This is a genomic window from Limibacter armeniacum, assembly GCF_036880985.1.
Lineage (GTDB): Bacteria > Bacteroidota > Bacteroidia > Cytophagales > Flammeovirgaceae > Limibacter > Limibacter armeniacum.
The window spans coordinates 1,131,653-1,146,176 of sequence record NZ_JBAJNO010000009.1; the positions used below are offsets into that span (position 1 = coordinate 1,131,653).

General features: G+C 39.6%; 12 protein-coding genes. 5 read left to right on the forward strand and 7 right to left on the reverse strand.

Annotated elements, in window-relative coordinates; all coding sequences use genetic code 11:
- Positions 1-262: 262 nt before the first annotated feature.
- Positions 263-928 carry a uracil phosphoribosyltransferase gene (gene upp, locus V6R21_RS22400; protein WP_334245773.1) on the reverse strand — a complete coding sequence of 222 codons (666 nt, stop codon included), beginning with the start codon at positions 926-928 and terminating at the stop codon, positions 263-265.
- Positions 929-1,238: 310 nt separating this feature from the next.
- Between upp and V6R21_RS22405 the strand changes: the two genes are divergently transcribed.
- The 4 genes from V6R21_RS22405 to V6R21_RS22420 all read left to right on the forward strand — a co-directional run bounded on the left by V6R21_RS22405 (position 1,239) and on the right by V6R21_RS22420 (position 5,796).
- Entirely contained in the window at positions 1,239-1,742 is a 504-nt protein-coding gene (locus tag V6R21_RS22405) for a DUF3332 domain-containing protein (RefSeq protein WP_334245774.1), read from the forward strand.
- 439 nt (positions 1,743-2,181) lie between these two features.
- Positions 2,182-3,762 (forward strand): hypothetical protein, encoded by a 1,581-nt coding sequence (locus V6R21_RS22410; protein ID WP_334245775.1) that lies wholly within the window; start codon positions 2,182-2,184, stop codon positions 3,760-3,762.
- A 140-nt stretch (positions 3,763-3,902) separates the two neighbouring features.
- Positions 3,903-4,976, forward strand: a complete 1,074-nt coding sequence (locus tag V6R21_RS22415; RefSeq protein ID WP_334245776.1) for a sensor histidine kinase — start codon at positions 3,903-3,905, stop codon at positions 4,974-4,976.
- A 52-nt stretch (positions 4,977-5,028) separates the two neighbouring features.
- Positions 5,029-5,796 (forward strand): LytR/AlgR family response regulator transcription factor, encoded by a 768-nt coding sequence (locus V6R21_RS22420; protein WP_334245777.1) that lies wholly within the window; start codon positions 5,029-5,031, stop codon positions 5,794-5,796.
- 73 nt (positions 5,797-5,869) lie between these two features.
- On the opposite strand, the gene V6R21_RS22425 is transcribed toward V6R21_RS22420, so the two are convergent.
- Entirely contained in the window at positions 5,870-7,069 is a 1,200-nt protein-coding gene (locus V6R21_RS22425; RefSeq protein ID WP_334245778.1) for a hypothetical protein, read from the reverse strand.
- Between the two features lie 18 nt (positions 7,070-7,087).
- Positions 7,088-7,993: a hypothetical protein gene (locus V6R21_RS22430; protein ID WP_334245779.1), complete on the reverse strand. Its 906-nt coding sequence runs from the start codon at positions 7,991-7,993 to the stop codon at positions 7,088-7,090.
- Between the two features lie 342 nt (positions 7,994-8,335).
- Here V6R21_RS22430 and V6R21_RS22435 point away from each other — a divergent pair, with 342 nt between their 5' ends.
- Positions 8,336-10,243, forward strand: a complete 1,908-nt coding sequence (locus V6R21_RS22435; RefSeq protein WP_334245780.1) for a TraB/GumN family protein — start codon at positions 8,336-8,338, stop codon at positions 10,241-10,243.
- A 62-nt stretch (positions 10,244-10,305) separates the two neighbouring features.
- On the opposite strand, the gene V6R21_RS22440 is transcribed toward V6R21_RS22435, so the two are convergent.
- From V6R21_RS22440 to V6R21_RS22455, 4 genes are all read right to left on the reverse strand, one after another.
- Entirely contained in the window at positions 10,306-10,650 is a 345-nt protein-coding gene (locus tag V6R21_RS22440) for a hypothetical protein (protein ID WP_334245781.1), read from the reverse strand.
- Between the two features lie 167 nt (positions 10,651-10,817).
- Entirely contained in the window at positions 10,818-12,215 is a 1,398-nt protein-coding gene (lpdA, locus tag V6R21_RS22445) for a dihydrolipoyl dehydrogenase (protein ID WP_334245782.1), read from the reverse strand.
- Positions 12,216-12,411: 196 nt separating this feature from the next.
- A complete protein-coding gene (odhB, locus tag V6R21_RS22450; RefSeq protein ID WP_334245783.1) occupies positions 12,412-13,956 on the reverse strand; it encodes a 2-oxoglutarate dehydrogenase complex dihydrolipoyllysine-residue succinyltransferase in 1,545 nt (514 codons plus the stop codon).
- 78 nt (positions 13,957-14,034) lie between these two features.
- A complete protein-coding gene (locus V6R21_RS22455; protein WP_334245784.1) occupies positions 14,035-14,469 on the reverse strand; it encodes a GNAT family N-acetyltransferase in 435 nt (144 codons plus the stop codon).
- Between the last annotated feature and the right edge of the window lie 55 nt (positions 14,470-14,524).

Below are 14,524 nucleotides of genomic sequence, written 5' to 3' on the forward strand. Positions count from 1 at the left end.
GCATTTACCAAACTCTCAAAGACGACTCACATAACTTCTTAATTTACAATATTTCTTCAGCCCTTTATCTCTAATAAAAATACAAATCTGTCTTATTTTATTGTATACTGCAAGTAGCAATACCTCTGCACACAAAAAAAGTGCTGCTTGTAATGTCAACAAACAACACCTTTCAAACGTTGCAATACCCGTATTTGTTACATTTGAGCAGCAGGATATAAAGTAATAATTCAATTACCACTTTCTATAGCTTAATTGGGCCTTAGAGTTTAGGGCCAAAACATAAATCCCCTGCATCTCCCAAACCCGGAATAATGTATGCTTTGTCATTAAGTTCCGGATCTATTGCTCCTATCCACAAGGTAAATGGCACGTCATCCATATTCTCCATAATATAGTCTACTCCTTGCTGACTGGCTATTACTGCGGCTATATGAACATGCTTTGGTCGCCCGTTCTTACGTAGTCCTTTATAAGCCAACAGCAATGATTTACCTGTCGCAAGCATTGGATCAGCAAGAATCACCACTTTATCTGTCAAATCACCAGAAGCAACATACTCCATATTGATGGACACCTCTTCACCATGTACAGCTGGAGCTCTGTATGAAGCGACAAAAGCACTCTCCGCATTATCCAAAATTCTCACAAAGCCATCGTATAATGGCAATCCAGCCCTTAAAATTGTTGTCAACACCACCTGATCTTGCACCTCTTCAGACTTTGCGACTGCCAAAGGTGTTTGAATATCGACAGGTTTAAAAGCAAATGTCTTAGACATTTCATAAGCCATGATTTCACCAATACGCTTCAGGTTTTCCCTGAATCTCATGCTATCTTTCTGTACATCAATATTCCTTAACTCATTAAGATATTGAGTTACAATCGAGGGTTGCTGATCAAATACAACTAATTTTTCCGATTTCATATACCTAACCTTTGCTTTACGCTATATCCCTAATTTTTTGTGCATTATAGAAAAGAGTCCTAAGATAAAAAATGACCTCTCCCACTTTTAGCGCTTAAGGTCCCACTTATTAGGCTCAAGGCTCCTTTCCCTATTGTTCATCAGGCTGATTTTCCATATTTTAATATTCGTAACTGTAAAGAGAACTTTCTTGGCCAATTCCTTTCATTTCTCATTCACTTAATTGTTTTGACCTCTTTCAGTTTCCCTGAAAGCCTTTCAATAAAATTCTTCATTCACCTATAAATCTAAACTCATGGTTTTTCAAAAATTGAAGTATCTATTTGTGGCCTTACTCATTCTCGGTGTAAGCGTCTTACAAACAAGCTGCTATGGACCATTCAGACTAACCAACCAACTACACTCATGGAATGGTCAGGTCGGTACCAAGTTTGTCAATGCCCTAGTATTTTTGGCTTTTGTCATCATTCCTGTTTATGAAATCGCTTTGTTGGGTGATGGATTGATCTTTAACACAATAGAATTTTGGGGTGGAGAAAACCCAATATCAATGAAGGAAGGGGATAAAGAAATAAAGCAGGTGATGTCTAACGGTAAGTTTTTCGAAATTGAGAAAACGAAAAACAGGATTCTTATCACCCAACTCAACTCGCTTAAAAAAGAAAACTCTGTTGAATTCCTGTTTGACATTGAATCTTCTACCTGGATGTTGAATTCAGATGGAAAACTTAAAAAAGTTGTTTCTTTTGATGCTACCGACAAAGTTTTATTCCATTATCCTGATGGAAGTACCTCTATGTTTGATTCTTTATAAATAAAAAAAACGGCTCCGAATATCGGAGCCGCTTTCAACCAATTCAATTATTTACATCTATCTATCTTGATCACAGCTATCTCTGTAACCGTGACCAACATTGATTATTATAATAAAATTACCGTACCAACATTTTTAAGTTACTCATTTTCAAATATTTATTTTTTATTCAAGTGAAATTTATTTTTTAAAATGTTCAAATACGGACATAAAAGTCTCAATACGTACATTTACACCATAAACCTTCCCTTTTTATACTTTTTATTGGAACAACGTGCCTTTACATTCATTTCAACACAGGTGTTTCCTTTTTGAAACAAAAAAAATCCCGTTTTACACAAAAACACTTTCCATAGTCCTTAATTATATCCTACTTGCTTTCCAACAAATCACATTTTCTAGTGTCACCACAATAGTGTTGAAAACAAACAATCGCCTTATGGAGAACAATTACAGAACAAAGGGAGTGCTGCTCATTTTAGCAGTCCTATTATCATTGACTACAACTGCACAGGACAAAGCATTAATTTATGGCAAAGTGACCATGATTGACGGAAGTGTCTTTGAAGGACAGCTCCGCTGGGGAAAAGAAGAAGGTACATGGGAAGACCTCTTCAACAGTAACAAAACCTCCAATCCTTTTGCCCGCAAACTGGATATGTTTGACAAAGGAAAAGTCAAGGTAAAGTACAGGGTCAGTGAGAATGATAATAAGAACGTAGTATACAACCAATGGCAAGAAGATTTGCAGGAAATGGAAGAAGACCGTAAGGAGCTTTACCAAGACCGCATTGAAGAATTGCGTGACTATTACAGAGAAATAGAGGAAGAAGCTAGAGAAGCTAAGGAAAGAAATGACCGAGACTTTGCCAGAAGAATGGAAACCAGACTTCGTGAAGTTGAAGTAAAAATAAGAGAATCAGAAGTTCGAATTAGGGAAGCTGAAGAACGCATCAGAGAGGCACGAGACAAAGCCCATGAAGCTGCACTTCAACGAAACAGAAGTCAAACCTTGACTAACCAAGTCTCTAACCAAAGTAACTGGAACTTTATGAGTATCTGGTCTGACAGCAATATGCCTAGTTCTAACCACCAGTTTGTTTGCCAGTTTGGAGACATCAAGGAAATCATTGTTGACAATAAAAGTAAGGTTACTTTAACCTTCAAAAACAATGAAAATATCCAAGTACACAATGGTGGTGATATCGGAACTAAAATCACTGTATACGACAAAGAGTTAGGGGAAATAAACCTTGAGTGGGACAGAATTAAAAAGGTCACTTTCTTAAATACACCCAACAAGCTTGAGTACAAATCAGGAAGCCCACTGTATGGTACAGTCACAACCTTAAAAGGATCATTCAAAGGCGGCATCCAATGGGACAATGATGAATCTCTTACGGTTGATAAACTGGATGGCAGAAGCTCTAATGGTAAAATGTCTATCGAGTTCCGTAATATCAAGAAAATCACCAAAACAAGTCGAGACAGGTCTAGAGTTACCTTGAACTCAGGTAGAGAAATTGACCTCTTTGACTCCAATGACGTGGATGCTGGCAATAGAGGTATAGTGATCAAGGATCCTGACTACGGTCGAGTAAAAATTGACTGGAGTGACTTTGAATCACTGGAATTGGACAACTCAGGCAAGTTCCCAACATTAGGTTATAATGACTTTAAAACACCGAAAGCCATTCAGGGAACTGTCAAAACAATTGAGGGTGAATCCTATAAAGGAAGTTTGGCTTTTGACTTGGATGAGTTCTGGGATTTTGAAATGCTGGACGGCACAGACAACAGAATGGAATACAAGATTCCGTTCAGAAAGGTTAAAAAAGTACAGCCTAAAAACTATAACTTCTCTCTAATTACACTTAAAAATGGTGCATCCCTTCTATTAGGAGATTCTCAAGATGTAAGCAAGAACAATGACGGTATTCTGATCTTCACAGAAAACAAACTGGACGGTGAAAAACAGTATGTTTCATGGAGTGAGATTGATGAAATCATCTTGGACTAATACGGTAAAACTCATTATAAATTATTGTTAAAAACTAGGACTTAAGGAGTGGATTTCCTAGAATGGAGCTCTTCTTTTGAAAAGGGAGCTTCATTCTACTAATAATTGGATTTTCTACTCTTCCCAACCATTGACAGTTTATGGAACCCTTTCTGGATGACGACATACTTTCGCAGCCTGAACAAAAAAAGCAGCCCAGCATTACATCTATCATACTGAGTCTAGTCTCTATCCTATTTGTTGCAGCTATAGGGTATCTGCTATGGGATTTAAAAATAAATCAACTCTACTATGTAGCATTTATCTGGATCATCTGTGTAATCACAGCATTGTGGTGGGGCAATACAACGATCAGTAACTTATTGGATAAGGTGTTGCCTTGGATGAAGCATAGCCGTACCCGATTTCTGACTCAGATAGTTGGAAGCACAATCTATTCATTGTTTTGCATCAATATTACCTACTACCTGTTCAAGGTTAATTTCACCGATTATGCTCCTGATATAGATCAGGTTATCACACTTAATTTGTATGGTCTTTTGTTTATCATTCCAATCCTGACCATTCAATTGGGTTTTTATTTTATGGGAAAATGGAAACAGGTATTTGTTCAAACAGAGCACCTCAAAAGAGCTAATCTCAAATCTCAATTTGAAACTCTCAAAAACCATCTGGACCCTCATTTTCTCTTCAACAACCTGAATATCCTGTCCTCTCTTATCAAAGAGGACAACAAGGATGCACATGAGTTTCTTGACAGTTTCTCGGATGTTTACCGATATGTTTTACAGTCGAAGAAATGTGAAGTTGTCTCTCTAAATGAGGAGCTTCAATTTGCTGACAGTTACATTTTTATGCTTCAGAAACGGTTCAACTGGAATATCCATTTTGATATCAGAATTGACGAAGACCTCGAAAGAAACAAGTTTATTCCTCCACTGACACTCCAAATGCTGATCGAGAATATCATAAAGCATAACGTGATCAGTCAGGAAAGAGCCTTGTATATTGACCTCTACAATGATTATGATGATTGTCTGGTAATTCGAAACAACCTGCAAGAGAAAAAGGCATTACCTAACTATTCTTCCAAAAGTGGACTGGACAACATCCGTAAACGATACAATTACCTGTCTGACCGCAATATTGTGGTACAGAAAAATGATGACTATTTTACTGTCATTATCCCACTGCTAGACTATGAAATAGTCTAAATAATTTAGTGAGGTTACTGTTTTAGACTATACTAACTACCAATTTTTAAGAATGAATGTTGCTATTATTGAAGATGAACCTTTGGCTGCCCAAAAGCTACAACAACTGCTTTTGGATCAGGATCAAAATATAAAAGTCGTTGCTGTGTTGGATTCAGTTGAAAAAGCAATCAACTGGCTGGAAGAGAACGAGCACCCCGATTTACTTTTTGCAGATATACAAATTGCCGATGGGTTAAGTTTTCAGGTTTTTAATGAGGTTGAGCTGAACTGCCCAGTGATCTTTACTACCGCTTACGACCAATACGCAATCAATGCTTTTGAGGTCAATAGTTTGGATTATCTTCTAAAACCTGTCAGGGCAAAAAGGTTAGCCAACAGTCTGCAAAAGTTCAAACAGATGCGTCAATGGTTTGAACGTTCTCCGGAAAAAGAAAAGCTTGATGAGCTGATCAATATGATGCAGCATCGTGATGATGAATACAAGTCACGGTTCCTTGTCAAAAATGGTTCTAAGATTCAAGCTATCAAATGTCAATCTATTGCTTACTTCTACACCAAAGACAGGGTAAATGTCTTGGTCACCAAGTCAGGAGATATCTACCCTGTTGATTATACATTGGATGAACTGAGCAACCTATTGAACCCTAAGCTCTTTTTTAGGGTGAACCGCAAGTTTATCATCCATTTAGATGCTGCCTTTGCAATTCACACTTACTTCAAAGGAAGACTTAAGCTTGAGCTTACTCCCGCAATCGATGAGGATGTTGTAGTCAGCAGCGAACGTACTCCTTTATTTAAAGAATGGCTTGATCAGTAAAATATAAAGGGATGCTACTTTTCTATAGCATCCCTTTACATGTTGTTATTGGCTTTGAATTTTCAAAGTACAACTATAACATATCTTCCAGATCCTTTTTTGACAACTTGAATAAAGCCACACTACTATTGGTATCTACAGCACTGGTTGAAGCCAATAGAATAAGCCCTCCATCGTCTGTTGCCAGTATATCCACCGCATGAAATCCATAGCGCTCTCCCAAATAATGAGCTCCTGCCAAAAAGCCATTTTCCTTATTAAACGCAACTATCTTTACTTGTAAGCTTCTTGTTGTAGTGGCATACAAAAGGTAAGGCTTCCCATTGATTATCGCTTCACAGGTACTTACCGAAGAAGTAGGATCCAAATCCATAAACTGATCAGATAGCAGTCCTAAGGTATTGGAAAAATCTACATCCTGAATGGTAAACTTCGGCATCAACCCTGAGTTGTAATAATTGGTCAATGCGATCGCATATTTACGGTCTCCCAATGGATAAGCATTTCTTACCATCGCTGTTTCAGGGTTTCCATCTATTTCTGAAGAGACAACTCCATATGTCTTCGTCAATTCTATCAACGAGATAGAAGACCCCACCACCATATTGGACAATACTTCATTCTCATGGTTTACAACAAAAAAAGGAGGCGTACCTCTAGCAAAGGCATTTAGCAAACTTACCAACTGATCTCCATCTTCAGTGACATTAAAACGTTTATTCCATTGGATATAAAGATTACTACTCAGCAATGCAATTCCTGATTGCTTTTGAACTTCATCATAATACTGAATCAAGAACTCATCTTCACCTGTAGAACAAGCCGCTAACGGCACACCCAAGGAGCTAAAGTACTTTTTGAGTGTGACATCTCCTGTCGCTACATCCACCATCAGAAATTGAGTCACATTCTTTCTGGTGTCGATTCCAGCTATCAATATTTCACCACCCAGAGATATGATATCAGGCATTGGGTTGATAAAAAACTCATCAATCAGTAAATCCCATTCTGTAACTCCTTCGTTATCCACCTTCATCAAGTAGGTTCCGTAGCCTGTAGCTAGCTCTCGCTTCCACCTGTTCATAATAAGGAACCCACTGTCCGCAGTCTGGACAAAATCAATAGGTTCAACGCCTGACTTCACACCATGCTGGTAAACCCTTACAAACTGTTCAGAAGGCGCAAGTTCATCTGGTGATTGCGAGCAACCGAACAACAGTCCTACTATCAACCAGCACCAACCTTTTATATATGATTTTCTGATCTTATTCATTTGATTGTAATTTCACTATCACTTTCTATTGTCGTATACCTGATGAATATGATCCAAGGGTATAGCCAGACTTAAACCAAACTCAAGGTGTCCTAACTTCAGGTCATCCATTACATCATAATAATACAGCAACAGGTGCTGATCACTGTACCGCTCTTCAGGATTTATCAAAGGGTCAAATGATTTCTTGTAGTTGCACTCCAAAGAAAGCCTGACAGGGAAAAGGTCAAAACTGATACCTCCACCTATTTGATAGCACCATCTGTTTGGATTGATTTGAGACGAAAGGGACGCTTCTTCTGAAACAGGTTTTACAATCACACCATCACTATATGCTTTATGTTCACTACCATTGATGTACTTATAGCCTGTCAACAAGTGACCATATACCAACCCTCCTTGCAGAAAGAACCTTGTTTGTTCATTACCGACAGATAGCTGCGTGATAAGTGGCAACTCAAAATAATTTAGCCTATGGTCGTGCTCAAACTGCAACCTTGTATAATTGGGTCCATTTCCCAGTTCATCAATATTCCAACGCATTTCACTGGAATATGTAAAGCGATAATTGGCAAAACCAGGCTGCACAGAAAAACCAAGAAAGCGAACAGGGTAATAAAACAGTTGAATAGCAATTGCAGGGCTAACATTGCGAGAGGATAGATCATACTCTTTCTCATATCCATTGCCTAAACCACTGGCTGGAGTCACCACTGTATAAAACTTTTCGGGCAAAGCCGTGGTAAAGTTCACGCTTCCTTTTATGCCTACCACCCATTTTGAAGAGTGCATGATCAAAGAGGCTGTACTACTTGGTTCAAATTTTCGCTTGTTTCGGTAACGCTGAGCAAACAGTTTATTTTCAGTTAATTGAAACAGCAAACCAAGTAACAGTACATAAAAAAATGGTTTGTTATTTAGCATGATTATATCTCTGGATTCTCAATCGGCATTTTTGACCTCAGTTAATATTTCAACCGATTTATCAGGTTAATTCCCTTGTGAAATCCTATCTCACAATTGGTAACTTATAATAACTTTAGAATTCATCTTATCCAAACAAAGACCAAGCCTTTACAGATGTATAATCATATTTTTTTGTATTATTTTACTACAGACTTACTTTTGTATCGGCTTTTAGCATCAACATATCTGTTGGCTTTCCACCTGATTTGCTGACCTATAAGCCGATTTCAGTACCTTTCTATTTAAATCGCTGTAATTATTAAAAGCTGTTTACAATTGTCCCTTTTTCACTTTACCAAAATGATAAAATCATCTATTTCTAAGCTTCTTACTTTATCTCTCATCCTAAGTCTCGTTTGTACATTTTCATTGAGTGCACAACAAGCCAACAGTTTACTTTGGGAGATAAAAGGCAAGACCTCTGTTCAACCTTCATACCTATATGGAACTTTCCACATTAAGGACAAAAGGGTGTTCCAGTTCAATGACTCACTTATGAATAAGTTGGAGTCCTGTGAAGCCTATGCAGGAGAAGTATCCATTGAGCTGGACTCCATGCAACAGCTGATGCGAGCAATTCTTCTGCCTGAAGGAAAATCGCTAAAGGATTTCTACTCAGACAAAGAATATAAGATTATCAAGACCTACTTTGAGAAGCTGGAAAAGGAAGGTAAGTCAATAGCACCATTTGCTGCTCTTGAAAAAATGAAGCCTTTTGCATTGCTAGGGATAATCTCCTCAGAATATGGCAACAGTGAAATGGAGAGTGCCATGGATGAGTACCTTTGGAACCTTGCAAAAAGTAAAGGTAAAGAAATGAAAGGGGTGGAAAGTATCAGTGAACAGTTAAATGCATTTGAGAAACTACCTCCACAGATTGTAGTTGAAGCAATCGAAGAGCATGAGAAAAGTGGAAAGCAAATCGAGAAAATGATTGAATACTATTCTGATGAGAATATAGAAAAACTGCACGACCTGATTCAAAAAGACAAAACGGCTGCACTATACGCTGAAGAACTGCTCGATAAACGTAACGAGGTTATGGCTGAAAGGATTGCTAAAATGACTGATACCCAACCCACATTCATCACTATTGGCGCTGGGCACCTTGCCGGTAAAACCGGAGTCTTACAACTGCTTAAAAAGAAAGGGTATAAAGTAAGACCTATTATGAATAGTGGTAAAACAAACATTACCGATGACAAATATGCTCACTGGATAAAAGTAAGCCCAGAAAATGAGCCTTATAGTATCTTGATGCCGGGTAAACCTGAGCTAATTGAGCAAAAAATCAACTCTGAATTAGGTTCCATTACCATTAAAGGACACCAATACAAAAGTGCTGGTACTGCACAGAATCTCATTTATATGATGGTCTATACCAAGTACCCTTCCACATTGATACATTCTGATATGACGGACCAACATGATACCTTTTTTCAGAATGCCATCTCAGGAATACTCCAAAAGGTTTCTGACAGTGAACTACTTTCACAAGAAGCTTATCTCTATAAAACATACCCTGGCCGTAAAATCAAGGTGGCGATAAACAATGGACAGGCCATTATTTCAGCAAGGGTGGTTCTTATTGAAAACAGAGTCTATATGATGCAGGCAATCTCAACCAAAGAATTCGCGGGCAATGAAATGCAAGAATATTTCTTTGACAGCTTTCAAGCATCAGGACTAGGAGTTGCATCCAAACCGGAAACAGTTAATCTCGCATATAACGACAATAAACCAGAAGATTGGGTTTCTGTACAAATTGATGATGAACTGTCCATCAATATGCCTATCGTCCCTACAGAAGAAGTCAGAAATGTAGAAGAAGAAGGTCTTGGCAACATAGAAATCAAGACGATGATGGTTACATTAGACAGTGGAAGTCTCTTTGGTGTATTGAATATGACTTACCCTAAAGGAACCTTTGCAGATAGCACTCAACACCAATCTACCTTACATTCGACACTTTATGAGATGTTCAACTCATTTGGCAGTAGACCTGAATCAGAGGCTGGAATTACTTATGAAGGTCATAACGGTTTCCAAGGTACTTCAGTACTTGAAAACAATGTTCAAATGACCATGCGAAACTTTATTTTAGGTGACCGAATGTGTTTACTTTTCGCTTTAATTAAAGATAAAAACAAAAGCGAATCAGACATTGACCACTTTATGAATTCCCTCAACCTTAATAAGGTGAAGTAAGACATATACTCAAACCAAACGGGCTTCTCCAACAATGAAGAAGCCCGTTTTTTTATTTCAAATTAATTTGGTGACTCATAAAAAATATAGGAAGTCGAGTAATCACTAAACTCAAAATAGACTTTCTTCTCTCCTTCATCTTTTACACCATTGAAATTGGCATCCAACACACCATAACCAAAACGATATGGTCTCGCTCCTTGGCCTTTGGTTGCTGCTGCTGTTGAGAGTTTATCAATCTTGATGAATTTCTTCACCAATTTATCTCCAGCATAAACTTCCAATACTCCATCCGTACCTGTCCAGTTCTGAATACTGCGACTAATGTTATTCTGTGCTTCTTGTGTACAGCTAAATGCCGTAAATGACATCACCACCAACACAAGCAATTGATTTAGTTGCTTCATCGTTATTCCGATTTTCTAATTGATTTTAACCTACTGATAATGCTTGCTTTTAGGCAGCCTAAGTTAAACATATCAAAATCAAGTCAAAAATTTCTATTTAAAGCAAAACCCCGACAATCCTATGACTGACGGGGTTTACTGTAAACCGAAGGCTTACCCAATATTATTTAGATATGCAATGCACGGTCGTCTGTTGCTGCAAGACATGCTTCTTTGATAGCCTCAGTATATGTAGGGTGAGCATGAGACATACGAGAAATATCCTCTGCAGATGCTCTATACTCCATTGCAACTACCCCCTCAGCAATCATATCAGCCGCACGTGGCCCGATAATGTGCATACCCAGGATTTCGTCTGTCTCAGCATCTGCCAATACCTTTGCTACACCATCAATATCCATTGATGCCCTTGCACGGCCTGATGCTCTGAATGGGAATGAACCTGTTTTAAATGCACGTCCTTCCTCTTTCAACTCCTGCTCAGTGTAACCTACACTTGCCACTTCTGGCCAAGTATAAACAACACCAGGAATCAATTTGTAATTAATATGTGGTTTTTGGCCTGCAATAGTTTCAGCTACAAAAACGCCTTCTTCTTCCGCTTTGTGCGCAAGCATAGCACCTTTGATCACATCACCAATTGCATAGATACCCTCTACACTTGTCTGTAAGTGGTCATTCACGTCCACTCTGCCACGGTCATCCACCTTTACACCTGCGTTCTCCAGACCTAACTTGTCTGTATATGGACGACGACCAACTGCTACCAGACAGTAATCAGCTTTGATTTCAAGCTCTTTACCTTTCTTGTCTTCTGCTTTGATCATCACTTCTTCTCCTTCCACTTTTACAGAAGTTACCTTCGTCTTGAAGTGGAATTTGAAACCTTCTTTCTTCAATACACGCTGAAGTTCCTTACCCATCGTCACGTCCATCATTGGAATCAGACCGTCAAGGAATTCAACTACAGTTACTTCAGCTCCAAGGCGAGCATAAACAGATCCAAGCTCCAGACCGATTACACCACCACCAATGATCACAAGGTGCTTAGGCACTTCTTTCAACTGAAGTGCTTCTGTTGAAGTGATTACACGCTTCTTATCAAACTCGATAAAAGGAAGCATAATTGGCTTAGAACCTGTTGCGATGATTGTTTTCTCCGTCTTGAACTCTTCTGTTTCACCACCTTCTTTAGTTACCTTGATGGTATTTTTGTCAACAAAAGAACCAAAGCCGTGGAATACATCCACCTTGTTTTTCTTCATCAGAAAGTTGATACCGTCTGTAGTTTGACCTACAACGCCATCCTTGCGCGACATCATCTGCTCAAGGTTGATCTTTGGCTCACCAATCTCGATTCCGTGCTCAGCAAACTGGTGCTTTGCCTGATGGAAATGCTCAGAAGAGTCCAACAAAGCTTTGGAAGGGATACAGCCCACGTTAAGGCAAGTACCACCCAATGTATTATATTTTTCTACCAAGGCAGTTTTCATACCCAACTGTGCGCAACGAATTGCTGCCACATAACCACCCGGACCTGAACCAATAACTGTTACGTCGTACATATGCTGTATTGTGTATGGTTTTTAGAAAGAATTGAGATTCAAGACTTAAGATAGCTTAATTTTAAGCCCTCACATACAACTCAAAATTGGCTGATCTGTTTTGCCTGAAGTCTTGTCACTCGGATTTAGTTCGTATCAAAAAAAGTAGTCAGCTTAGGAATTTGACCCTTTTGCTGACTACCTTATTGTTTATTGCTTATACGTCAAGTAGTAATCTGATCGGATCTTCAAGCAACTCTTTTACCCTTTTCAGGAAGCTTACAGACTCACGGCCATCGATAATACGGTGGTCATAAGAAAGTGCTATGTACATCACTGGGCGAATCTCAACCTGACCGTTCACGGCTACAGGGCGCTCTACGATATTGTGCATACCCAGGATCGCTGACTGCGGTGCGTTGATGATCGGAGTTGAAAGCATTGAGCCAAATACACCACCATTAGTGATCGTAAATGTACCGCCTTCCATCTCAGGAATAGTCAACTTGTTGTCTCTTGCTCTTAGCGCCAAGCGTTTTACTTCTTGCTCGATTCCTGCCAACGACAGTTTCTCTGCATTACGGATAACCGGCACTACCAAACCTTTAGGTGCTGATACTGCAATTGAAACGTCACAGTAATCGTTGTAAACGATCTCATCACCATCGATCATAGCATTCACAGCTGGCCACTCCTTCAGTGCTACTGTTACTGCCTTTGTGAAGAATGACATGAATCCAAGTCCGATATCATGCTTCTCCTTAAACATATCCTTGTACTGCTTACGAACGTCCATCACTGGCTTCATGTCCACTTCGTTGAAAGTGGTCAGCATAGCCGTCTGGTTTTTCACTGACACCAAGCGCTTAGCAATCGTCTTTCTCAGCGGTGTCATCTTCTGATGACGTTGTTCTCTATCCCCTGCAGGTGCTGCTGGAGCAGTCTCCTTAGCAGCTACTGGAGCTTTTGGTGCAGCAGCGGCTGCCTTAGGTGCTGCTTTTTCAGCTCTCAAAGCATCTTCCTTAGTAACACGTCCATCTTTACCAGTACCGTTGATACTGTTAGGATCAATGCCTTTTTCTGAAAGAATTTTTGATGCAGCAGGAGATGCATGTCCTGTTGCATATGTCTGACTACCTGCTGCTGTTGCTGAAGGTGTGCTTTCAGCTTGTGCCGCTGCTGCAGTTTCTTTTACTGCTACAGGTGCGCCTTCGCTTACAGCAATCTTACAGATCAAAGCACCGATTTCCAATGTATCACCTTCACCTGCTACGATTTCCAAAGTACCGCTTGCTTCAGCAGTCAGTTCAAAAGTCGCTTTATCTGATTCAATCTCACAGATGATTTCATCCAACTCCACAAAGTCACCATCTTGTTTCACCCATGAAGCAATCGTTACTTCAGAGATAGACTCACCTACTGCAGGAACTTTCATTTCAAGCACCTCACCAGTAGCTTTTGGAGCTTCAGCTACTTGAGCTGTTCCACCAGTTGTTTTGGCTTCTGATGTTGTTTCAGCTGCGCCATCCCCTTCCTCAATTGTACAGATCAGGGCGCCGATTTCCAGCGTTTCACCATCTACCGCTGCAATTTTAAGCGTACCGCTTGCCTCTGCAGTCAATTCGAAAGTGGCTTTATCCGACTCAAGCTCACAGATGATCTCGTCCATTTCTACGTGGTCGCCATCTTGCTTCAGCCACTGAGCTATTGTAACCTCGGTGATCGACTCGCCCACCGCAGGGACTTTCATTTCCAGTGCCATAGTGTGTTGTTTTATCAAATGTATTTTTGCAGATGACGGAAGCAGGTTTCGTTACAGCTTCCGTCACCTTGAAAATTATTAACTGAGTTTTTTCTGAACCTTAAAGTGTGGTATGCCAATTTCCTCGAACTGCTCTCCTACTTTTTCATACCCCAACTTAAGGTAAAAATCCAAAGCAATTTCACGAGCATGAACAGTCATCAGCTCTGAGCCGTTGTCCATTGCGAAGAGTTCCGCAAAGCCGACAAGCAATTTGCCCAACCCTTTGCCCTGCTGACTTTCGTCAACAGCCACTTGCCTCATCTTCACTTCAGTGCCTGTTACGGGTTTGAGTACCAGACAAGCAAGCACTTCATCTTCCTCATTCAATGCAGCGATATGGTAACTGTCAAATTCATTAGAAAGCTCAGCTTCTGAGAACTCCATATTCAATGGTTTTCTCAACACCTTGTCTCTCAATGCGACAGTTTTCCTGTACTCATCTGAATCGAACTTCACCTCTTTGATGATCATAGCTATTGTGTTTTCGGCAGAAAGGTTAGGTGATCAAGCCCATACTTTCCACTTT